This window comes from Acetobacter ascendens (assembly GCF_001766235.1).
Classification (GTDB): domain Bacteria; phylum Pseudomonadota; class Alphaproteobacteria; order Acetobacterales; family Acetobacteraceae; genus Acetobacter; species Acetobacter ascendens.
In genome coordinates, this window is record NZ_CP015164.1 from 1,485,181 (window position 1) to 1,506,909 (window position 21,729).

Annotated in this window: 16 protein-coding genes and 5 pseudogenes; 11 read left to right on the forward strand and 10 right to left on the reverse strand. The window is 46.8% G+C overall.

Annotation, left to right across the window (positions count from 1 at the left end; genetic code table 11):
- Nucleotides 1-107 precede the first annotated feature (107 nt).
- The 6 genes from A4S02_RS07175 (at nucleotide 108) to A4S02_RS07200 (ending at nucleotide 8,844) form a co-directional block, all read left to right on the forward strand.
- Nucleotides 108-482: an HAD family hydrolase gene (locus A4S02_RS07175; RefSeq protein WP_070323355.1), complete on the forward strand. Its 375-nt coding sequence runs from the start codon at nucleotides 108-110 to the stop codon at nucleotides 480-482.
- 14 nt (nucleotides 483-496) lie between these two features.
- Nucleotides 497-2,077, forward strand: a complete 1,581-nt coding sequence (locus tag A4S02_RS07180; protein ID WP_070323356.1) for a capsular biosynthesis protein — start codon at nucleotides 497-499, stop codon at nucleotides 2,075-2,077.
- An 11-nt stretch (nucleotides 2,078-2,088) separates the two neighbouring features.
- Nucleotides 2,089-2,820, forward strand: coding sequence for a glycosyltransferase family 2 protein (locus A4S02_RS07185; RefSeq protein ID WP_070323357.1), 732 nt, complete (start codon nucleotides 2,089-2,091; stop codon nucleotides 2,818-2,820).
- 182 nt (nucleotides 2,821-3,002) lie between these two features.
- The gene (locus A4S02_RS07190) at nucleotides 3,003-5,129 is read left to right on the forward strand and encodes a hypothetical protein (RefSeq protein ID WP_228142315.1); all 2,127 of its coding nucleotides are present in this window, start codon (nucleotides 3,003-3,005) and stop codon (nucleotides 5,127-5,129) included.
- Nucleotides 5,130-5,214: 85 nt separating this feature from the next.
- Entirely contained in the window at nucleotides 5,215-6,807 is a 1,593-nt protein-coding gene (locus A4S02_RS07195) for an SGNH/GDSL hydrolase family protein (RefSeq protein WP_228142316.1), read from the forward strand.
- Nucleotides 6,808-6,867: 60 nt separating this feature from the next.
- Complete coding sequence (locus A4S02_RS07200; protein ID WP_070323359.1) at nucleotides 6,868-8,844, forward strand: hypothetical protein; 1,977 nt, start codon at nucleotides 6,868-6,870, stop codon at nucleotides 8,842-8,844.
- A 295-nt stretch (nucleotides 8,845-9,139) separates the two neighbouring features.
- Here the strand turns inward: A4S02_RS07200 and A4S02_RS15525 are convergent.
- Nucleotides 9,140-9,253, reverse strand: a pseudogene (locus A4S02_RS15525) (IS5/IS1182 family transposase); the annotation flags it as partial.
- A gap of 98 nt (nucleotides 9,254-9,351) precedes the next feature.
- On the opposite strand from A4S02_RS15525, the gene tnpA reads away from it, so the two are divergent.
- Complete coding sequence (gene tnpA / locus A4S02_RS07205) at nucleotides 9,352-9,711, forward strand: IS66-like element accessory protein TnpA (RefSeq protein ID WP_070323187.1); 360 nt, start codon at nucleotides 9,352-9,354, stop codon at nucleotides 9,709-9,711.
- Nucleotides 9,708-9,965 carry an IS66 family insertion sequence element accessory protein TnpB gene (gene tnpB, locus A4S02_RS07210; RefSeq protein ID WP_099046886.1) on the forward strand — a complete coding sequence of 86 codons (258 nt, stop codon included), beginning with the start codon at nucleotides 9,708-9,710 and terminating at the stop codon, nucleotides 9,963-9,965. The genes tnpA and tnpB (A4S02_RS07210) overlap by 4 nt, the downstream gene beginning before the upstream one ends.
- Nucleotides 9,966-10,107: 142 nt before the next feature.
- Here the strand turns inward: tnpB (A4S02_RS07210) and A4S02_RS07215 are convergent, their stop codons facing one another.
- Nucleotides 10,108-11,493 (reverse strand): IS1380 family transposase, encoded by a 1,386-nt coding sequence (locus A4S02_RS07215; protein ID WP_070323360.1) that lies wholly within the window; start codon nucleotides 11,491-11,493, stop codon nucleotides 10,108-10,110.
- A gap of 81 nt (nucleotides 11,494-11,574) precedes the next feature.
- Nucleotides 11,575-11,898, reverse strand: a pseudogene (locus A4S02_RS15030) (transposase); the annotation flags it as partial.
- Nucleotides 11,899-12,049: 151 nt separating this feature from the next.
- On the opposite strand from A4S02_RS15030, the gene A4S02_RS07220 reads away from it, so the two are divergent.
- The gene (locus A4S02_RS07220) at nucleotides 12,050-14,152 is read left to right on the forward strand and encodes an HAD-IIIC family phosphatase (RefSeq protein WP_228142317.1); all 2,103 of its coding nucleotides are present in this window, start codon (nucleotides 12,050-12,052) and stop codon (nucleotides 14,150-14,152) included.
- A 66-nt stretch (nucleotides 14,153-14,218) separates the two neighbouring features.
- Here the strand turns inward: A4S02_RS07220 and A4S02_RS15640 are convergent.
- The 5 genes and pseudogenes from A4S02_RS15640 to tnpB (A4S02_RS16395) form a co-directional block, all read right to left on the reverse strand.
- Nucleotides 14,219-14,362, reverse strand: a pseudogene (locus A4S02_RS15640) (IS5/IS1182 family transposase); the annotation flags it as partial.
- A gap of 141 nt (nucleotides 14,363-14,503) precedes the next feature.
- A pseudogene (locus tag A4S02_RS15645) lies at nucleotides 14,504-14,659 on the reverse strand (IS5/IS1182 family transposase); the annotation flags it as partial.
- A gap of 181 nt (nucleotides 14,660-14,840) precedes the next feature.
- Nucleotides 14,841-16,226 carry an IS1380 family transposase gene (locus A4S02_RS07225; protein ID WP_070323361.1) on the reverse strand — a complete coding sequence of 462 codons (1,386 nt, stop codon included), beginning with the start codon at nucleotides 16,224-16,226 and terminating at the stop codon, nucleotides 14,841-14,843.
- Nucleotides 16,227-16,286: 60 nt separating this feature from the next.
- Nucleotides 16,287-17,081 (reverse strand): annotated as a pseudogene (locus A4S02_RS07230) (IS5/IS1182 family transposase); the annotation flags it as partial.
- 5 nt (nucleotides 17,082-17,086) lie between these two features.
- On the reverse strand, nucleotides 17,087-17,263 hold the full coding sequence (gene tnpB, locus A4S02_RS16395; RefSeq protein WP_408736029.1) for an IS66 family insertion sequence element accessory protein TnpB: 177 nt from the start codon (nucleotides 17,261-17,263) through the stop codon (nucleotides 17,087-17,089).
- Nucleotides 17,264-17,749: 486 nt separating this feature from the next.
- Here tnpB (A4S02_RS16395) and A4S02_RS07240 point away from each other — a divergent pair, with 486 nt between their 5' ends.
- On the forward strand, nucleotides 17,750-19,093 hold the full coding sequence (locus tag A4S02_RS07240) for an ammonium transporter (protein WP_082246865.1): 1,344 nt from the start codon (nucleotides 17,750-17,752) through the stop codon (nucleotides 19,091-19,093).
- Between the two features lie 135 nt (nucleotides 19,094-19,228).
- On the forward strand, nucleotides 19,229-19,756 hold the full coding sequence (locus A4S02_RS07245; RefSeq protein WP_099046887.1) for a hypothetical protein: 528 nt from the start codon (nucleotides 19,229-19,231) through the stop codon (nucleotides 19,754-19,756).
- Between the two features lie 54 nt (nucleotides 19,757-19,810).
- Here A4S02_RS07245 and A4S02_RS07250 read toward each other — a convergent pair whose 3' ends face one another.
- Nucleotides 19,811-20,746 (reverse strand): retroviral-like aspartic protease family protein, encoded by a 936-nt coding sequence (locus tag A4S02_RS07250; protein WP_070323363.1) that lies wholly within the window; start codon nucleotides 20,744-20,746, stop codon nucleotides 19,811-19,813.
- Nucleotides 20,743-21,729 carry a prolyl aminopeptidase gene (gene pip, locus A4S02_RS07255; RefSeq protein WP_070324209.1) on the reverse strand — a complete coding sequence of 329 codons (987 nt, stop codon included), beginning with the start codon at nucleotides 21,727-21,729 and terminating at the stop codon, nucleotides 20,743-20,745. The genes A4S02_RS07250 and pip overlap by 4 nt, the downstream gene beginning before the upstream one ends.

Genomic DNA, 21,729 nt, shown 5'->3' on the forward strand with positions numbered 1-21,729 from the left:
TATAGAGAAAATTCACGGATCAGGGCTAAAAAGCGTTGCATCTTTTTCTGGTTCGGTAAACAACCAAAGAACCATGTGAAACAGGAGTTTGAGGAGGTATTAGTAAAATGAAAAGACTAATTATGGATTTGGATGACACTCTAACGCTTACAGATGCATCCAAGTCCTACTCTAAAAAAAGACCCAATATTGAAGTTGTTGAAAAACTACGTGAATACAAGCAGGCAGGTTTTGAAATTGTCATCCAAACTGCTCGCAATGTACGTACTTATAATGGCAATGTAGGTAAAATAAATGCAAATACGCTACCCGTTATCATAGACTGGCTACGCAAGCATGATATTCCTTTTGATGAAATCTATGTCGGCAAGCCATGGTGCGGCACTGAAGGCTTCTACGTAGATGATAAAGCTATCCGTCCTGATGAGTTTTTGAAATATTCCTCCGAAGAAATCAGGAAACTCCTGAAAATCGACAATTAACCGATGGAATATCCATGACGTCTTTTTCCCTCATCCTGTCTGGTGCATATGTTGACCAGGAATTAGCCATTGAATTTGGCCGTATTCCTCCTTCCTTTCTACCTATAGGCGTTACACGTCTTTACGAAACCCAGATTAAAGCGTTGTCTAAACTGGGTTCTGTCTATTTGACACTGCCTGAAGATTTTCATATTCCGCATTATGACATGCAACGATTGGAAGAGTTGGGCGCAATTATTGTGCGTGTTCCCAGCGATCTATCTCTAGGCAATTCCATCATCTATGCACTGAACTATATTGAAACTTCAGCTGAAACCTTACGTCTACTCCACGGTGATACACTCGTAGAAGGATTAGACCTTGAACAAGTTGATGCTTTGGCAGTGCACCATGAAAGTGATGATTACGCTTGGGCTTCTGTTAGCGTCCAAAAAGACAATACTGTCTCAGACTTGCAGGCAATCCAGTTAGAAGCAACCCCACCACAACCCCAGCATATTATTTGTGGTTACTTCTGTTTTTCCAAATCTCGCCATCTTGTACGGGCGCTTACGCGCACCGGAGGAAGCTTTATTAAAGGTATCGCCTTATACGCAAAGGAACATACCTTAAAAGCCATTTACCCTGAGAAATGGTATGATTTTGGGCACCTGCAAACCTATTTCCGCTCACGCCGCAGTGTCACAACACAACGCGCATTCAATTCTCTCTACATTGATGATCGTATTGTGCGCAAATCCAGTGATGACCATAAAAAAATGCATGATGAAGCCGCATGGCTCCAGAATGTACCTGCTGATATTAAACCGTTTACAGCACGTCTTTTAGATACGTCTGAAAACTCTTACACGATAGAATACGAATACGCACCTACCCTGTCGGAATTGTTTGTTTTTTCCAGCATAGGCAAAGCCACATGGGAAAGTATTCTAGAATCATGCTTTGAATTTCTTTCCATTTGTCAAAAGCATTCTACACCTGAAATCAAAGGCAATGATATTCTCAAGCGCCTTGCAATAGACAAAACCTATGATCGAATTACCCAATATTCTAAAGCGACGGAGTTTGATATTAATCATCCACTGACGCTCAATGGTAAAAAATTACCCTCTCTTAGACAAATTGCAGATGAAATGATCAGCAATATTGATCTTTCGTCTGTTCGTAATGCATCTATTATGCATGGAGATTTTTGCCTTAGTAATATTCTTTACAACTCGCGTGCACGCCGTATTTGTACAATCGATCCGCGCGGTTATATTCCAGTTACTGGCTCAAGCATTTTTGGCGATATTCGATATGACTTTGCCAAACTATGGCACTCATTCGGAGGGTTATATGACCTGATTATTGCAGGCCATTATCTTTTTGAGGCTGAAACTCCTTATAATTTCAGCATCTCCTTCCCATCAGGACCACATCATGAGTGGGTGCAAGCTGATTTCTTGCACAGGCTCCCTAATAATATAAATAAAACTGAAGTAAATTCTTTAACTGTTTTGTTGTTTGTCAGCATGCTACCACTACATGCAGACAGACCAGATCGGCAAAAAGCTTTTATTGCCAATGCAGCTCGTCTTTATCAGCTTATATAAGGAATTTGTCTATGATTGTTATACCTATGGCAGGTCTATCACGTCGATTTACAGAAGCAGGGTATAAATTACCTAAATATATGCTGCCTGTCGGCGATAATACTGTTTTTTCTCTTGCTGTTGGAAGTTTTAAAAATTATTTTTCGCAAGAAAAGTTTGTTTTTATTGCACGTGATGTAGAAAATACAAAAAGTTTTATCGCCCAAGAATGCCAAAAAATGGGCATTAAGGACTTTGAAACAATCATTCTTGATGCTCCCACAAAAGGACAAGCAGAAACAGTTGAGCTGGGCATTGTGAGGAGCAAGTACCCCTTAGAAACCCCGTTAACTATTTTCAATATTGACACATTCCGCAAAAATTTCTCTTTTCCTTCCGAGCCTTGGTTTGCTCATTCAGACGGCTATCTGGAAGTATTTAAAGGGACTGGACAGAATTGGTCTTATGTTGGTCCAGAGAAAAATAGTAGTGAACCGCGAGTTATTTGCACAACAGAAAAAAAACCAATATCTGATTTATGTTGCGATGGTTTGTACTATTTTGCACGTGCCTCTGATTTTCTACGGGCGCTAAAGGAAGAAAAAAAATCTCCTTCTATGCCTGAACTTTATATTGCTCCACTTTATAATCATCTTATTAAACGTGGATCTTCTATTTATTACAAAATAGTTAATAATAATGATATCATATTTTGTGGGGTTCCCAAAGAATATGATGATGTCATAAAAAATATATCTCCTTAGAAATATCCTAGTTACTTCAATACGCAGCAATATTTATTTGAAATATTGCTGCGTATTGATAAACTTTATCAATCATAGAGAATAATTTGCCATTTTGCCGATTATAGTTATGGCATAAACAAACCCTAGCGGAACCGCATTGATTTTCGTAATATCCCACTGAGAAAATGATAAAGGCAAGTATGATGGATTACGAAGAAGTTCTAAAAAATCGACAAGAGGTTCTAGATCTTGTTAATGCAGGAAACATACAAGAAGCTTTTTCTCGGTTAATTGAATGCTCTTATACTTGCCCTGAAGATAATAGCCAGCATTCTGCAGCCATTAAAGCTATTCAGGAGCAAATCATTGAAGGTCTTATCCGCCTAACGTCAGACCAAAATTATCGTGAAATTTTCATTATTCTCAATCGTCTCATAAGCTTTTTTGGTCTTAGTCATCGTCTTTGTCTCGAAATTGGGCTTCTTAATCTATCACGCAAGATTGACCTGGATTTCCAGATACAGTTTTTAAAAAGTTTACCGCCAGAAATACTCAATGATCCCATTATCCAACTAATCCAAGCAGAAACATTGCGCTTGACGAATAATCCTGCCGCAGCCTGCACAATTTATAATTCTCTTCCCCCCCGTGAAAGCTGGTGGCCTTTTGACCCCTTGTGGGAAAGTCTGACGCAAGGGCTTACAAAACATTTACTGGAAATCAATACAAAGTTTCTTCACAGGCAGACAGGCAATTCTACAGGATGGCATATGGAACCGCATGCCCTTAACGCTCTCATCGCAGGCCTTATTCGTCCCAATTCTGGAAATGCGAACGATTTCCGGCACCACATCGAAAGAATTATGTGGCATACCCCCGTCCCGAACACGGATGTTGGCGGTTTAACTGTTGCATTTCTTGCTACACATATCACGGACTTGGACCCTGACAAAGCTGCCATAGCCTTTCATTTGGCCGTCTCCTTTGAGAAGCGGCATGAAATTAATCTTATCCTACAAAAAGAAGAATTTATTGTTACAAAACTTGCTTATCATCCGCTTTTTATAAAATATTTTGATATTTTTTCTCAGAAAAATCTTTCTTACCGAGATAAATTTAATGATATTCTTGATATATTCCTTAAATCTTCTTTCTGCAAAAATTTTGTAGAAGGAGATATGAAAGCTTTTAACTTTAGCTCCTTGTTCAGCACGAATGTATGGGCAACAGAAGTTCTTTCTCGCTACAGAAAACGTCTGCCCCTACAAAGTATTCGGGGAGTGCCATTCCTTGCGCAACCACGTCATGCCATTTTTCCTAAAGTAGGGGGAGAAAACCACCTCTTTATTGGTATATTTGGCCAAATGCGTGATCCACGTGGCAGTTTTTCCAAAGTTATGGAATATCTCTATAAAGATACACAAGATTGGCGGGCTAAAGGCAAAACGGTTAGTATCGGCATTTCCACTTGGGATCAGACGGGACAGAAAAAGATTGAAGATGGAAGCCCTACGAGCGAATTTGCTCATCGGGTTCCTGAACCTATCAAGAAAATTCTAACCGAACATCATATCCATACACTTGCAGAGTTCCGTAATCTTCTACCCTCCACGGCAGAAGCCATTCAGAAAGCATCTTATTCTAATGAAACTGTAAGTCTGGAGCTTCTTCACGAAATTGCCCAAAGTTGCGGTTTTGATAGTTCTGATATTTTCATTAATATTTCTACAGAAAACCAATATATGGATGATATCGGACGTGAGTTCCGTGCATTTTACAAAAATGCTGGCTCAGGCGTGGAAAATCAGGCGCGTATGTGGCACCGTATTGCAGGTTTATATGATCTGACGCACCAAGCTACAGAACGAAAAGGTGCCGCTATAGGCACAATGGCCCTTATACGCCCTGATGTGCTATTCGAGAATTCTTCCATTTCCAACTTGGCAAAAACCACTGCTACTGAAACATCTGCGCCTACAGCGGTATGTGACTTTGACCCACAAGCATGCTGGATTGAAGGTGTAGGAGACCGTTACTTCGCGGGGAGCGCTCAGGCCGTAGCAAGAACTTTTGATGCCAAAGACTTGATCCTACAAATTATTCGGGATCCCACATTATCGGAACTCTATCATGATCGGCCTTTCTGGCACCGTTTTGCACAGACCGTTTTTTACGAAAGCGATGTATTCTTGCAAAACTCCACCGCCATTCATATGCGGTTTCTAAGGCAGAACATTGATCTTAATATTCTGAAAGCCGCTTTAAAAGCCGATTACGAGCAGACGACAAATGAAAGCATAAAAAAACTCATCCAAGACCACATATAAGTTACTTTATATAGTTGCTCTAGGTAAATCAAAACATCCTATCTAGAGCAACTATATATTTGATTTTTACTAGATGGATATTCATATGACCCAAAATATATCTTTATCCTTAAACTCGTTACTTGAAAAAAACTCACAAATATCATCGCAATCTAAAAAAACTCTCCAAATTCCATCGGAAGCTTCTTTTATTGAAAGCACGCATGGAAGTGGTTTAGGTGCTATAAACCGTCTTATTTTGCAAGGGAATGCCAAGGTTCAGAACGGTCGGCGTAAAGGTATTCATCCAACCTATTTAGCGCCACCATCCATGTTTCCAGCTACTGTGAGATCAGAACATCTCACAGCTTTCCATAAAGCTTGTCGGAAAAAACAAGCAACCATTATGGTTATGGGAGATAGTATATTTGCAACCGCAAGTGATATGGTTTGCCATACAGAGAATGCTACTTATTCATGGTTGGAAACACTCCAACAACAAATCCCACATGTAAGATTTACATTTATCAATGCAGCTGCAGGTGGACGGTCTTGGAAGGATATGAACTCACAAGTTACTCCAGCACCCGAATGGATAAATCCACCACAAAACATGAATTGGAAAGAAGCGGTCCGGTATTATCAGCCCGATCTGCTTCTTCTGCATAGTGGTGGTAATGACGTTGGAAATTTCAACCCTCTTGATGTGAAAGAATTAATCGCTTTCTTTTTAAGCGCACCTAAATCACCATCAATTATTTTAGGCTTAACGCATCACCCTTCTCAGGCATCCACTATTAATGGTTATGCAACACAAGAATATCAGGAAGGTCTGGACGGTATCATCAAGTGGTTGCGTACATATGCGCAACGAGAAGGATTTGGTTATCTGGATTTTCACCGCTGGCATAGCATGCGGCGTGATGGATTTGATCCCTGTGAACTCGCTCTTACACGTGTAATCCCCGAAGAAGGATCTGGCCTACCATCTTTTGGCTCTTATATTTCGGAAACTCCCCATAATTATTGGGATTTTCCTACCTGCGAAAACGAAAATCAGATTGCTGCCAATAATTGTACAGATTTTGCTCTTGCATTCGAATTAGAAAAAAAGCCTGCTTTCCTTTCTCTGAATCTCAGCTCTGGATACTCTAGCGCATTTCATCCACCCTACTCCAATAAACTACATGTATTTTTTGACGATGACAGCGGTTTTATTGCTTATTCTTGGAGTGATGGCACACACCCAGATGAAGATAAAAAACGAATAACAAATATTCCTATTCCGTGTTTCCCTGCTCTTTTTAATATTATGGTTAAGGGAAGCCGCCTTGTTTTTTCAATATGGGTGCCTCTTTCGCATACAAACTGGCAACCAGAACATCTCAACACTCTAGGCACAGGTTATCAATATGTTTGCGATGAAACTATAATTAGATTTGGAAGTCCCTTTACCCCTCGCCTAGAATGGGCGGGCTACAATAGATTGCGTATTTTTAATCTCTGCGTTGCTAATGCTTCTGTAGTTAGTAAAAATGCAGTCAGAAATATGCCTGATCGCACAGACAATGATTTGTATGAACACACCTACGCAGCCGGAGGTTCTGGCCATTATCATATGAATGCTTATGGCGTGCGAGATATTCTTACTCCAGTATTTAGAGCGCAAAATTGGAGCGAAAATGGCTTTCCAACATAACAATTAGAATATTCACTTTGAATAGTAAAAAATTCCTATTTTTTATAAAAGGATACTATCATGAATATCAAAATTTCTCTTATCTCTATGAGCGCTCTTTTATTTCCTTCTGTTGGAATTGCACAAACATCATCGCATTCTATTTCGGAATATTCGACAACATCTATTGTGCCCTGTATATGGGTAAAAGATGCCACAGGCAGCGGATGGCAAATCGGTGATATAGCAACCGTTTATAATGATGGCTCTGTTATAGAAATTACAAAAGTTAACAAAAACGGATCTATTGCAGATTTTATCGTAAAGAAATATGCTAAAAATCTAAAAAACTATCAGGGAAAGCAGTATTGGAGCCCTAATCCTCACGCTGAAAATGATGCAGATCCGCTCCATAAAGCTGCATGTTTTCGTGTAAACACAACTTCACTCAATGTCTTTCCTGCAGAAACGTCTCAAAGTATAATGAATGACGCAAACACATCTGCAAAACAAAAAAATATTCAAACACTATTTGATCTTGTCTTTTCTGCACCTTCTCCATATTTTTATTTAGATAAAACATTAAGCTATTCTTTTGAAAATAGTCCTCCCCTTACACTTCCCAATTATCTAGATAAATCAACAACGCCCTACACATCAGCATCTGCCGTTATCAATATGCTAGAGGCAGATACTTCCATGTTTCCTCAATCCACATTATCAGGTCTTTCCTTCCCATACGCTGGAGACAGCTTTCCCACTCTGAGTGTTCCTCCTCGGGATTTACCAACTCTGACATTAGGCCGTGTCGATCAAGGACGTGTTGACAATACAGCACCTTCTTTCTCGGTCAATTATGTAAATAATGATCCGGTACATGGCAGAAATTCCATAGACCATATCAATAAACGTAATATTGATATTAATACGATTGTTACCCCAGAGGCGATTTCTTCAACACGCAGCTTGAGCAACCTTCTTGAAGATGATGGAATGCAAGGATACGGGCAGCAAAACTATGCTTTCCAAAATGTTTTACACAAAAAAGGCTTGAGCTGGTCTTGGGCGACAGCTGAGGAACTAGATGAAACCCAAGGCCTCGACTATACTTACGGAGATCGCAATGCTCCGTCATTCGGGCAGCTTTCAACTGTAGAATTTGTAGCAGAACACAACTTAAACGCTGTTGGTTATGATTTAGCAGCCACTAGCTATGCTTCACAAACAGCCCACCGCATCAATCAACTCGCATCCAATGGCCTTTGGGAACAATATGCGCCGTTCTGGAAACCATATACACTCTTCGCCCCTCACCAGATGATTCGTGTTGTAGATCCGCGTTCCGGTATGCAGCATCTATTTGTAAGTGACCAAGGAGGCACGAGTGGCGGGATTTTGCCTCGTTTTGAGTTTACTGGAACACGCAAGATTAACGATGCGTCGGTTAATTGGTTATATCTTGGTCCATTAAAAGCACAAATCGGCCTTGCTTTTTCTGCTTCATCTAATTGTCATATCCCTACATATCCTGAGAACTACAACGGAAATAAAGTACCTGCCTGCTCAGAAATTGGCGCCGCTTTTGCTGCTCCTGCACATATTTATAATACGGTTTTTGATGCTTCTGCTTCTGTATTCGTTCAACCCGGCATTCACTCATGGGCTCGAACTCAAGCAGACACTTATCTAGATTTGACCGCAGATGGTACTTTTTCTAGTCTTAACAAACACATTTTGGGCTACGAAAGCAAAGAGCATGCCTTGGAATATCGTATAAAAAAAGAAGAAAATAATAAAATTCAAAATAATAATTCAATTTTTTCTATAAAAGATACTGGTGAATTGACTATTCAGTCTTTAACCACCAAACATGACGCAAATATCAATGGCAAAGTCACCATTGGGGATACTCTTAAACTACCGTTCAAGAGCAAAGAGGAAATAAAACAAACTACATCAGCAAAACCTGGAGAAATTATTTACGATACAACAGATGATGCCCCAGTAATTTACACAAAGCACGGCTGGAAGATCATTCCATTAATAAGTTTGAAATAATACGATCCATGTTATTAAAATATTAAATAATCTGCGTAAAAATATTATGGGAAGTTACTCATGATCTATCTTGAATACTTGGCATAGCACCTCCTTTATAATCAATACCCATTCTGCTTTTTAGAGCCCTTTTGGAAAAGGCCGATGACGCCGAAATAAGTATGGACGAGACCTCTACATTAACACGAGAATGACGGAAATCCGTTATTTCCTGATGCTATATGTGCGCTCAGTGAGGCTGATTTGGCGTCAGATTACGATTTTCCAAAAGGGCTCTTAGAGCCCTTTTGGAAATTCACGGATGAGCGTTTCGGCGTAGCATGAGGCTTCCCATGGCGATGTGGATCATGGCCTCTGCGACGTCGATCCGCTGTTCGTAGTCCTTCACAAGGCGACGCCAGCGGATCATCGTAAGCGGCCGCTTGAGACCGCCTTATGAGTGAGGATTGTGAGTGGTAAGTTACCGTCGTTAACGACGTCGTTATTGACGTTGTTTGGGAGGTAGCTATGGCTCAAGAAATCCTGATTGGCGTTGAACGCCGTCGCCGCTGGTCGGATGAACGCAAGCTTGCGATACTGGCTGAAGTTGGTGTGGACGGGGCAAGTGTATCGGATGTGGCCCGTCGGCATGACCTGACCCGTCAACATCTTTACCAATGGCGGACGTCTTTCCGCCACAGACTGTCTTCCCCGGATCAGTCTGTGGCGTTTGTTCCTGTCGCTGCAGTGAAGACACCTGCTCTGGTCTCTGGCGATGATAATGAAGGGCTGGCCATTATGCTGCGTAATGGCCGCAGTATCAAGGTGACGGGACATCCTGCAGAAGAGTTTCTGGCGAAGATCATCCGGATTGCCGAGACAGCATGATTGGCGTGGGCAACGGTGTGCGCGTCTATCTGGCCTGCGGGGTGACGGATATGCGCAAGGGCATATCGGGGCTGGCCGCACTTGCACAGGACAGGCTGCGTCAGGACCCGACATCGGGCGCTCTCTTCGCCTTTCGCGGTCGCCGGGGGGACAGGATCAAGCTTCTGACGTGGGACGGTCAGGGGTTCTGCCTTTATTACAAGGTGCTCGACGCGGATTTCTCACACTTGAGGCAATTTCGGTTCATTTTGTAGAATTCAGTCATCCCACAGGAGCCCGATCTGGAATATTGACGATATTCTGCTTCTGGCGGCGGGTTCTGAACGCAGTGAGGGTGTCACGGCCTGAGAAGGCAGTGTTGGTGGAAGCTATGTGGTCTGTGCACTGTCTGTTTCTTCAGATGGCCTGCCGGAGCCTTCGCAATCGTGCATGAGCGAGGGCGAATTCATGCTGACAGGGGAACATGTCCGGCATGGACAGGACAATCCGACGGACGCTGAGCGTTACACGTGTCGCGATTTTGAGCAGTCGTGCGCGTATGGTGCCACAGGTCGCCGTCTCCAGGCTGGTCTGGCCAAGGGCCAGTCTTTGCAGAGCGGTCAGCAGGACATAGGCTGCGGCCGAGAACCACAGCCGGAGCTGGTTGGCCCGGATGGTGTGGGACGAGGTCCTGTCTGAGAACAGATCCATCTGGCATTCCTTGATGCGGTTTTCCATATCCCCGCGTGCGCAGTAAATCTGTTCGTAGAGATGGCGGGGGTCGGACATTCCCTGCGGTAGCGTGGTGACAATAAAGCGATGATAGCGGTTGCCGTGGCGCCATTCGGCCTTGGCCACCACCCGCCTGCGGCGCGTCCAGCTGTCCTTTGTGATCCAGTCAAAGGAGGCGAAACCGCGCGCAGCTCTGCCTGTCGTGGCGGCTTCGTCACGAACCTCAGCGGACAAAGAGGCAATCCGGTCATACAGGCGGGTGTTGCCTGCAAGCCCGAACAGGAAGTCAACGTGGTTGTCTTCGCACCATGTCATCAGACTGTCCCGGGCGAAACCGCTGTCCCCACGCACCAGGATACGCACCCGGGGCCAGCGGCTCCTGATCTGCTTCACGATCCGGCGGATGTCTGCCAGTGCTTCCTTCCCCGGGTCCCTGTCTGCCGTGCGCAGGGTAGCGCTGAGGAGATGGTCCCCGCAGAAGATGTATAACGGCAGATAGCAGTTATGGCCGTAATATCCATGAAAGGCCCGGCCTTCCTGATGGCCATGGATACGGTCATCGGTGGCATCCACATCCAGAACGATCCGGGCGGGTGCGCGCTCATGCTGGTCCATGAAAAGCGTCACGAACAGGGTAGCCAGGGCCTCATGATCAGCAATGATGCGGCAGTAACGATCTGCCTGCTGCCCACTGCGCTCCAACCGGTTCAGCGTGGATTTTCCTGCCAGTGCCGCACAGTTGGCCCGGCTTCCTGACAGACGTCCCGATACCAGACCCATGACAGGATCATGACGTAAAGCGTCATGGTCATTAAGGTCTTCATAGCCCAGTGCCAGGTCCATGATCCGCTGACGGACAAGGTCTTCAACCCGGTATTCCACAAAGCCGGGATGCCGTTCATCGCGAAAACAGGCAGCAAAGCGGCGGCTGAGACCCAGAATGTCATCAGCCTGCTTCACCAGAATGACGCCCCCATCCGAACTCATGCGACCCCCGTCAAAACGGGCCACAACACGCCGTCCACAGGAGGCTGGAAACTCATACGCGCCTGCGCTACACTCTGTCTGCATCGGGTTCGTTTATTGCTTATGAAAAATTATTTTGTACAAAACAGACTTTTTCATAATCTAACCCGATGTACAACCCTTCTGTGAGATTTCCGCGTCGAGCATCAGACAGACATCATGAATGGTCTGGAACAGGAAACGGCGCATCAGCCTGCGGAACCACCAGTAAACCGTTTGCCATGGGCCAAAATGAACCGGAAGCATCTCCCAACCGCAGCCTGAGCGCACGAGATAGCGCAGAGCATTGATGATCTCACGGAAATCGGTTGTCCGTTTCCGACCACGCCGGTTCGCAGGGGGCATCAGAGGCGCTATGCGCTCTCATTCCTCATCTGTCAGATCAGACGGATAGCGTTTCGTCTTGCGTGTAATTCCGGCCATGCGGCCTCGTTGTGCTGGCGTCCACATCCTGCCTTTGAATCACACTCAAAACCTCTTGAAAACCTATCATAGCGAATTTCCAAAAGGGCTCTTAGTGTATAAATGGCGTTGTTTACAATTTCTGAAAATATTTTATAATCAAAAGAGGTAGAAATCTTTCCTTAATAGAGAATCTTATATGCTTACTCCAATAAATGAAATTCTAACCATTGAACAATTAACCGGTCATTCTTGGGCTTGGGGACCAGCTAACCATCCTGTGCAATCTACCACATTTGGATTTACCCCAGATGGCCTGATTACAGGGTGGGACAATCATCCCCAAGAAATAAGCTGGAAACTTGATGATAATGGCTTAAAAATATTTTCTGCGGAAGGTAAGTGTTCTTGGATATTTAATATAGCCGATAAATTAGGAGACGAAATTCGCCTATTTGGAAGCTGTCAGCAACCAGGCTTCCAATATTTGGTTTATCAACTCATTGCGCCGTTGGCTCCTCCCAAAGCTAAAGAGGAAGGTATCCGCTTGGTTATCTGGGATCTAGATGACACCTTCTGGAACGGTACTTTGTCTGAAGGTGAAATTACCCAAATTCCAGAAAACATTAATATTGTAAAAGAATTAAACCGCAGGGGGATTGTAAATGCCATCTGCTCTCGGAATGATTTTTCGAATGTAGAAAGCAAGTTAAAAGAGCTTGGTGTTTGGGACGAATTTATCTTCCCGCGCATTGAATGGGGGCCTAAAGGCCCGCTGATTAAGGACATCGTTGAGCAAATTCAGCTACGTCCTGCCAGCATTTTATTTATTGACGATAATGTAACAAACCTTAACGAAGCACTGCACTTTGTTCCGAGCATTAACGTCGCTGAGCCAACCATCATCCCAACCCTATTGGCAGACCCCAAATTTAAAGGTAAGCCCGACCCAACTTGCAAACGCCTCAAACAGTATCGTGTGCTGGAAGCAAAGCAGAAAGATAAGTCTGCTATGGGCGGCGATAACATCAGCTTTTTGCGCGACAGTAATATCCGGATTAGTTTCCATACAGATATTGAACAGCAATTCCCGCGTATTCATGATCTTGTAAATCGTACAAATCAGCTGAATTTTACAAAAAAGCGCTGGCCGGAAGATATTGAAGAAGCGAGAAAAATTTTTGAAGCCGAATTACAGGAAGAGTTCAACAGCAACGTAGGTTACGTAAAAGTATCTGATGCTTATGGTAACTATGGGATTTGCGGTTTCTATTTCATTCAGCGTGATACTTGCAAGCACTTCCTGTTCTCATGCCGCACCATGAATATGGGCGTGGAGCAAGCTGTATGGCAAAAACTTGGACGCAAACATATTGAGATTCAAGGTAAAGTAGCTAGCCGCCTAGATATGCCGCTGGTTGATTGGGTCAGCTTTGTACCTGATATTGACCATGCAGATGATGGTATAGCTGGAACAGCACCGCGACCTACAGTATGTTTGCGTGGTGCTTGTGATATGATGATGACAGCGCACTTCCTACGGACAGATGTAGAAACCAAAGAAGAATTCAATTACCCGTATGAAGGTTGGGAAATTGCGACGACTCTACGTTCTGCACTAGTCAATGAAGCACTTGAACGTCCGATCAACCGCCAAATTATTGCGGCACTTCCTGGTATTCCTGAAAATAGGTTTGCCACAGCCACTTGGGATGAAACAGCGGATGTTTATGTATTTACATTTGGCCAAGAAACTTTCCATGGGCTCTACCGTTCTAAAACCACAGGCATGACTATCCCTATGGGAACTTACGCGCTTCCTTATTACTTGCCCGGTGGCCCATTTGAGAAGTTCGATTATACCAGCGTTCCTTATGAGGAAATTCAAGACAAACTCCCCAACACGACTAGGGATCAGTGGAACTTTTTTAGATCAGAATTTTCATTTATTGGTGGCTTTAACAAAGATATATTTGTTAAAGATTTGAGAACTTTATTCACCCGCCTAAAACGTGCTGGAAAAACCATTATCATTGTTGGCCTAAACAGCAAAGTGGGACGAGACTTGGGTATTCTTTCTGCTTTCGGTCAGGTTAACGAACTTACACTACCTGTAGCCCGCGAATTTGGGGTTGATTTCATAGATGCGCATCAATTTGTGAAATCTGAAAATGATCTGGCAAAAGATGGAAGTTTTGGCGGTTCTCATTATGAGCGCCGCGTATATAAACAGATATCTGATGCCATTTTGAATATTGTGCACAACAAAATCAAAAATATGAAAACTATTTTGCCTTACTAATTAAAATAACACTCCTTGCCTGATTATTATTTCAGGCAAGGAATTACTTATATTTATAAGTATTATTTAAAATATATTCCCTCGACTCAAAACTGATAGTCTCAACATGGCGGTGAGGCATCTATCGTAACGTATTACGATGTGTCTCCAACCATCGAGTCTGCCGAACATGATCTCGATACGATTTCGACGTTTGTATTTTTGCGTGTCTTACCTGAGGTGAAGGGATCGAAGAACTTTTGATTAATTCCGCACTATCCTGATTTCAGGTCACTGAGCAGGTCTTGATGGTTTTTTTGCGATGATATTTGTTCTGCATCTGAGGCAGAGTGGAGACTATACTCTGAATTGCTACGCGATGGCGCTAATCCGCTCGAGGAATAGAAAGCGACGCATATTATAGACAATATTGGCCAGCCCGATCCTCATGGTGGTACGGATGATGTCCACTGTCCAGATGAACAGTCCCATCTGTGATTTCTGGTCGGCAAAGACATGCTCGACGCGGATTTCTCACACTTGAGGAAATTTCGGGTCATTTTGTAGAATTCAGTCATCCCACAGGAGCCCGATCTGGAATATTGACGATATTCTGCTTCTGGCGGCGGGTTCTGAACGCAGTGAGGGTGTCACGGCCTGAGAAGGCAGTGTTGGTGGAAGCTATGTGGTCTGTGCACTGTCTGTTTCTTCAGATGGCCTGCCGGAGCCTTCGCAATCGTGCATGAGCGAGGGCGAATTCATGCTGACAGGGGAACATGTCCGGCATGGACAGGACAATCCGACGGACGCTGAGCGTTACACGTGTCGCGATTTTGAGCAGTCGTGCGCGTATGGTGCCACAGGTCGCCGTCTCCAGGCTGGTCTGGCCAAGGGCCAGTCTTTGCAGAGCGGTCAGCAGGACATAGGCTGCGGCCGAGAACCACAGCCGGAGCTGGTTGGCCCGGATGGTGTGGGACGAGGTCCTGTCTGAGAACAGATCCATCTGGCATTCCTTGATGCGGTTTTCCATATCCCCGCGTGCGCAGTAAATCTGTTCGTAGAGATGGCGGGGGTCGGACATTCCCTGCGGTAGCGTGGTGACAATAAAGCGATGATAGCGGTTGCCGTGGCGCCATTCGGCCTTGGCCACCACCCGCCTGCGGCGCGTCCAGCTGTCCTTTGTGATCCAGTCAAAGGAGGCGAAACCGCGCGCAGCTCTGCCTGTCGTGGCGGCTTCGTCACGAACCTCAGCGGACAAAGAGGCAATCCGGTCATACAGGCGGGTGTTGCCTGCAAGCCCAAACAGGAAGTCAACGTGGTTGTCTTCGCACCATGTCATCAGACTGTCCCGGGCGAAACCGCTGTCCCCACGCACCAGGATACGCACCCGGGGCCAGCGGCTCCTGATCTGCTTCACGATCCGGCGGATGTCTGCCAGTGCTTCCTTCCCCGGGTCCCTGTCTGCCGTGCGCAGGGTAGCGCTGAGGAGATGGTCCCCGCAGAAGATGTATAACGGCAGATAGCAGTTATGGCCGTAATATCCATGAAAGGCCCGGCCTTCCTGATGGCCATGGATACGGTCATCGGTGGCATCCACATCCAGAACGATCCGGGCGGGTGCGCGCTCATGCTGGTCCATGAAAAGCGTCACGAACAGGGTAGCCAGGGCCTCATGATCAGCAATGATGCGGCAGTAACGATCTGCCTGCTGCCCACTGCGCTCCAACCGGTTCAGCGTGGATTTTCCTGCCAGTGCCGCACAGTTGGCCCGGCTTCCTGACAGACGTCCCGATACCAGACCCATGACAGGATCATGACGTAAAGCGTCATGGTCATTAAGGTCTTCGTAGCCCAGTGCCAGGCCCATGATCCGCTGACGGACAAGGTCTTCAACCCGGTATTCCACAAAGCCGGGATGCCGTTCATCGCGAAAACAGGCAGCAAAGCGGCGGCTGAGACCCAGAATGTCATCAGCCTGCTTCACCAGAATGACGCCCCCATCCGAACTCATGCGACCCCCGTCAAAACGGGCCACAACACGCCGTCCACAGGAGGCTGGAAACTCATACGCGCCTGCGCTACACTCTGTCTGCATCGGGTTTTCTTATAGCTTACGAAAATTTCTTTTGTGCAAAACAGACTTTTTCATAATCTAACCCGATGTACAACCCTTCTGTGAGATTTCCGCGTCGACGCGGGATCGGATGACTGACTTGCCTGCGTTAGACCACTGGATATGCCGGGACATGGGTTTGATGTGTGGCTTCTTGTGATGAATTTTTGAGACAAAACCCTGCTTTTCCATGAAATCTTCATTGGCTTTGGACCGGTAAGCAATATCAGCCCAAACTGTTGATGTCGTATTGGTTTTATCCCGCAGGCCTTCGTGCAGCCTGACACCATCACCGACGGCTACATCCGTTGCTTTCCATTTCCGTATCAGCCTGAACTTCTGGTCGATAGAGATGTGGGATTTGTAGCCAAAGAAAGGCATAGCGAGATCCGTTGACGGGATCGTTCCGTCCTCCTACGGCTTCGCCTTCGTGAACTTCAGCGTCCAACGCGCATGATGGTGCTTATGGGACAACTGTGACGGTTTATCCCGCCAGTCTTGGAGGATCCATCCTTGCCGGAGATCCGTCTTCTTAGCATTAGTATTGCGCTGTTTGGGAACTGCCACCAATGTCGTGTCCAGGCTCTGGCCTGACATGAGCAGATAACCGGCGTTCGCAAAATCGCGTCAAACCGGAGCAAACGGTGGACGTCCATCTTTGGTCCTGTCTGAATAGGCCTGAGCCCCTCCAAATCAGGGTGGAACACTTCCAAAATCCACAGTCCGGGAAAACGCTTCGAGCTGATCGCCCAGCCCGCTCAACCGGGCAAGACGCTCTTCAACATCAAAGAAAGCAGAGGGTTTTTCGAACCCTCCAGGTTCTGCAATATCACGCATAAAAATCAGGCCACGCGAAACGGTGGCGCCGACCAGAAGGGGCGTCTCCACTCCATGCTTTCCCAGAGCAGCGCCATCTGTGCGGCTGTCAGACATGCAACGCCTTCTGCCGGGAGAGGCCACGGAAAGCATCCTCTCTCCAGCACTTTGTAATAAAGACCGAACCTCTGACCATACCACATCAGAAGCTTGATCCTGTCCACTCGACAACCGCGAAAGGCAAAGAGCGCAGACGATCCACTTATTTGTTCGTCAACTAGTAAAGGTCGCTCATCTTCAACCTACTCAGATATCAATGAGTCCTGAGCCTAGCAGTTCATGCGCAATACATGCCTGTCCAACAGGATATTCAAAACTTACGACGATATTGTTGATATCTGCTGTCATGCTGGAACCAGCTCATAAACCAGCTATGACGCATTATGTCACTCAGCTTACATAACTGGACCCATGGATCATAGTTAAAAACAGGTTATTATAATCTGCCTTTACCTAATTTTAATCCGGTAAAAATGAATCTACCTTGAATATTGTTCCGGATAAGATATGATTAAATTCTTACATTAACCAAACATAGCGCCAAAACAATATATCTGGAGACTGTCATCAACATGCCGGGGCAATATGTCACTATGACAGCAAAAAAACACATAAACCCGTTGACCAAAATGGTCACTCTTATTGGAGGCGGTATCCTCTTCCACGTTGGTGCTACATCCAGTCACGCGGCAGATACCCTTCCTTCTATCGATACAGGTGATACAGCATGGATGTTGGTCAGCACCGCCCTTGTGCTGATGATGACAATCCCTGGTCTGGCCCTGTTTTATGCAGGCATGGTACGTAAGAAAAACGTGCTGGCGACACTTATGCAATCCTTTGCGCTGTGCTGCATTATCTCCATTGTCTGGATGGTTGCTGGATACTCCCTCGCCTTCACCACCGGGTCTCCGTGGATTGGCGGATTGGGCCGTATGTTCCTGAACGGTATTGGCGCCAACATTCACAATGGTGCGGATATCGGCTTTACCCTTGGCGCAGATTCCCCCAACGCCACGACAATGACCATTCCTGAGAGCATCTTCATGATGTTCCAGATGACATTCGCCATCATCACCCCGGCCCTAATCTCCGGTGCCTATGCTGAACGTATGAAGTTCAGCGCCATGTGCGTGTTCTCCATCATCTGGTCTCTCATTGTGTATGCCCCTATCGCCCATTGGGTCTGGAGCCCTATTGGTTGGCTGGGTGGCCTTGGCACGGCAGACTTTGCCGGTGGTACAGTCGTGCATATCAACGCGGGTGTTGCAGGTTTGGTGTGCGCTCTGGTGCTGGGCCGTCGCAAAGGTTACGGGCAGGATGATCTCTCTCCCTTCAACCTGACATATGCCGTTATCGGTGCTTCCCTGCTGTGGGTTGGCTGGTTTGGCTTCAATGCTGGTTCTGCTGTGGGTGCCAATGGGCGCGCAGGCATGGCCATGGCTGCCACCCAGATTGCTGCTGCTGGTGCTGGCGTATCCTGGATGCTGATTGAATGGCTGCGTTCGGGCAAACCAACTGTGCTGGGTGTCATTTCTGGTGCTGTTGGCGGTCTGGTGGCTATCACTCCTGCCGCTGGTTTTGTGCTGCCGGGCAGCGCGCTGATTATCGGCCTGATTACAGGCGTTGTCTGCTACTGGGGTGCCACATCCCTGAAGCACATGATGGGCTATGATGACAGCTTGGATGCCTTTGGCGTGCATGGCGTAGGCGGTATTGTTGGTGCGCTGCTGACCGGCCTGTTTGCCTATGGTCCGCTTTCTGCAACAGATTCAAACCCCTCCGGCATTACGGGGTCTGTGCATCAGCTTATTGTTCAGTCAGAAGCCGTGCTGGTGACCATTGTATGGTGTGCTGTTGTATCCTTCATCATTCTGAAAGTGGTTGATCTGGTTATCGGCCTACGCGTTACACCGGATGAAGAACTGGAAGGTCTGGATATGTCCCTACATGGGGAACGTATTAACGACTAACCCTTTTGCAAACACTTCGGGTTCTACCAGTTATACAAAGCCCTCTCCCATTTATTTGGGAGGGGGTTTTTGTTTTTCTTATAAAAATAGCATCCCCCATTCATTTCGCTGCCACAGTTTGCGATACTATTATTTATGGGAGTGAAAAACGGCATCGGGTCGTTTTTTGATTCGCCCCTTTGCATGAGGTTTTATTTTATGAACTTTTCTGCACGCACCGGCTTGACTGCATTACTGCTTGGTTGCGCAACTGCTCTTGCCGCTCCTAGCGCCCATGCACTGACGGCCAAGGAATGCCACGCTAAATTCAAGGAAGCCAAAGCGGAAAACACGCTTAACGGCCAGACATTTAAAGCATTTAAAGCCGCCAACTGTGATGCCACCACGGCAGAAACAGCTCCAACCACCACCAGCAAACCAGCAGAAACCGCACCAGAAGCTGCCAAACCGGCAGCACCTGCTGCTGTAAGTGCTTCTGGCGCGACCTTCCCTTCTGCGGTCGATCCTCAGTATTCCAAGCTCAGCGCTGGTAAAGCCCGCATGAAAACCTGCCTGGATCAGTACCACACCAACAAATCCAGCAATGCCAATGGCAACATGAAATGGATTCAGAAAGGCGGCGGTTATTACAGCGAATGCAACAAGCGCCTGAAAGGCGAATAATCTAACGCTCAGAAGGCAGAAGAAATTATGTTCTTCTGCCTTTTGTTTTTTATATTAACGGTGCGCCTGCGGTGCCGGCATGACATACAGCGTATGTGTGCGGTAAGATATCCAGACACGATGCGCAGCAAACCAATCTGATCCCAAAAGCATATCTACGGTATCATGCACGGGGGCAACCGTAAGAACCGGAGATTTTTCCTGTTCCTGCCCAATCTGGAACAAATGAAACTTGTGCCAGTGATAAATCTGCTGGTGCCCATCTACCCCGGTTGTCATTCCACCCGGATCAGCCGCCAAAGCTTGGCGAGAAACACCAATACGCTCCGCCGCACCTATTGAGACAATGCGTGAGCGTGCCCCGCTATCCACCAGCGCCTTAAGCTTTGTACCATCCAAAGTAACTTCCGCCACCACCCGCTGGCCTGCTGCCTGCAACGGCACCGCACGATAAATGTAACGCCACCCTTCCGGCCCAGTGCAATCTGCTGAATTGGCAGACCAGAAAAACAGAGTGCCCTCCGCCACGTTAAATTCCACATCATAGCGGGAGAGCAGATCTCCCCCCATCAGGCCCTCTACTTCAGGCTCTGTTTGAGGCACTGCGGGCAATGTATCCACCGGAATGGAAACAGGGCCAAACTCGACATTCTGCACACGAAAGGATCTTACAATTGCATTGGGCACAATCCGCCCAATACCCCCGGTGCCCCGCACAACCGTGTGCACACTTTTATCCCGCTGGGCGGCAAAAAGTGAGGCAGCCTCAGGTGAGATCAGGCTCCCCTCCGAACCTGTATCCACAATCATGCTGACAGCATGGCCATTCACGCTCACAGGAATGTTCAGAAAGCCCTGATCATTCCGCAACGCCACGCGTGCTACCAACTTATGGCATCCATCAGCAGCATAAGCTGCGGAAATACCACCAAGCGACACACTGGCTCCTCCACCCATTATGAGGGCGCACGCAATTATTTGGCGTTTCATGCCAGTTCCCGCGCAAAACGGTCTGTTGCATTCAGCAACGCCGTCAAAATACCGGGCTCAAACAAGGCATGGCCTGCGGCATCAATTAAGTGGAAATCGGCTTCCGGCCATGCCTTGTGCAAATCCCACGCTGTGCGTACCGGCGTTGCCATATCGTAACGCCCCTGCACAATCACTGTAGGAATATGGCGGATCCGCCCGACATCCCGAATGAGCTGACCTTCTTCCAGCCAGCCCCCATGCACAAAGTAATGGTTTTCAATACGGGAGAATGCGAGCGCATAATCGGCTTCATCATGCTGCACTTCCATTTCCGGGCATGGCAGCAAGGTTAATGTGCGCCCTTCCCACAAACTCCAGGCCCGAGCCGCTTCCAAACGAACAGCAAGATCATCAGATGTCAGGCGCTTGCGGTACGCAGCCATCATATCCCCACGCTCTGCGGGTGAAATCGGTGCCAGAAAATCCTCCCACTTATCAGGGAAAAGCCAGGAGGCACCTTCCTGATAATACCACAGCAATTCGGCCCGCCGCAGGGTGAAGATACCGCGGAGCATCAGCGCAGTTACACGGTCTGGATGTGTTTCGGCATAAGCCAATGCCAATGTAGAACCCCATGAGCCACCAAAGACGGCCCATTTCTCTACCCCGCACATTTCACGCAGGCGCTCAATATCTGCAACCAGATGCCATGTTGTGTTTGCTTCCAACGAAGCATGAGGCAGCGAACGACCACACCCACGCTGGTCAAACAGCACAATACGGTAACGCGCCGGATCAAACAGCCGCCGTTGGGAGGGTGAGCAGCCCCCACCCGGACCACCATGCAGGAACACAACCGGCACACCATCCGGGTTGCCGCACTGCTCCCAATAGATCTGATGCCCTTCCCCCGTATCCAGATAACCATGGGCATAGGGTTCGATTTCGGGCCACGGTGCACGCAACGCCTGTATCATGCCGGTGTGTTCCTTATTTTGCAT

Excerpts from the sequence above, each read along its gene's own strand:
- A4S02_RS07175 (WP_070323355.1), top strand. The coding sequence starts at position 108 with ATGAAAAGACTAATTATGGATTTGGATGACACTCTAACGCTTACAGAT.
- A4S02_RS07180 (WP_070323356.1), top strand. The coding sequence starts at position 497 with ATGACGTCTTTTTCCCTCATCCTGTCTGGTGCATATGTTGACCAGGAA.
- A4S02_RS07185 (WP_070323357.1), top strand. The coding sequence starts at position 2,089 with ATGATTGTTATACCTATGGCAGGTCTATCACGTCGATTTACAGAAGCA.
- A4S02_RS07190 (WP_228142315.1), top strand. The coding sequence starts at position 3,003 with ATGATGGATTACGAAGAAGTTCTAAAAAATCGACAAGAGGTTCTAGAT.
- A4S02_RS07195 (WP_228142316.1), top strand. The coding sequence starts at position 5,215 with ATGACCCAAAATATATCTTTATCCTTAAACTCGTTACTTGAAAAAAAC.
- A4S02_RS07200 (WP_070323359.1), top strand. The coding sequence starts at position 6,868 with ATGAATATCAAAATTTCTCTTATCTCTATGAGCGCTCTTTTATTTCCT.
- tnpA (WP_070323187.1), top strand. The coding sequence starts at position 9,352 with ATGGCTCAAGAAATCCTGATTGGCGTTGAACGCCGTCGCCGCTGGTCG.
- tnpB (WP_099046886.1), top strand. The coding sequence starts at position 9,708 with ATGATTGGCGTGGGCAACGGTGTGCGCGTCTATCTGGCCTGCGGGGTG.
- A4S02_RS07215 (WP_070323360.1), bottom strand. The coding sequence starts at position 11,493 with ATGCAGACAGAGTGTAGCGCAGGCGCGTATGAGTTTCCAGCCTCCTGT.
- A4S02_RS07220 (WP_228142317.1), top strand. The coding sequence starts at position 12,050 with ATGCTTACTCCAATAAATGAAATTCTAACCATTGAACAATTAACCGGT.
- A4S02_RS07225 (WP_070323361.1), bottom strand. The coding sequence starts at position 16,226 with ATGCAGACAGAGTGTAGCGCAGGCGCGTATGAGTTTCCAGCCTCCTGT.
- tnpB (WP_408736029.1), bottom strand. The coding sequence starts at position 17,263 with ATGTGGTATGGTCAGAGGTTCGGTCTTTATTACAAAGTGCTGGAGAGA.
- A4S02_RS07240 (WP_082246865.1), top strand. The coding sequence starts at position 17,750 with ATGGTCACTCTTATTGGAGGCGGTATCCTCTTCCACGTTGGTGCTACA.
- A4S02_RS07245 (WP_099046887.1), top strand. The coding sequence starts at position 19,229 with ATGGGAGTGAAAAACGGCATCGGGTCGTTTTTTGATTCGCCCCTTTGC.
- A4S02_RS07250 (WP_070323363.1), bottom strand. The coding sequence starts at position 20,746 with ATGAAACGCCAAATAATTGCGTGCGCCCTCATAATGGGTGGAGGAGCC.
- pip (WP_070324209.1), bottom strand. The coding sequence starts at position 21,729 with ATGCAAAATAAGGAACACACCGGCATGATACAGGCGTTGCGTGCACCG.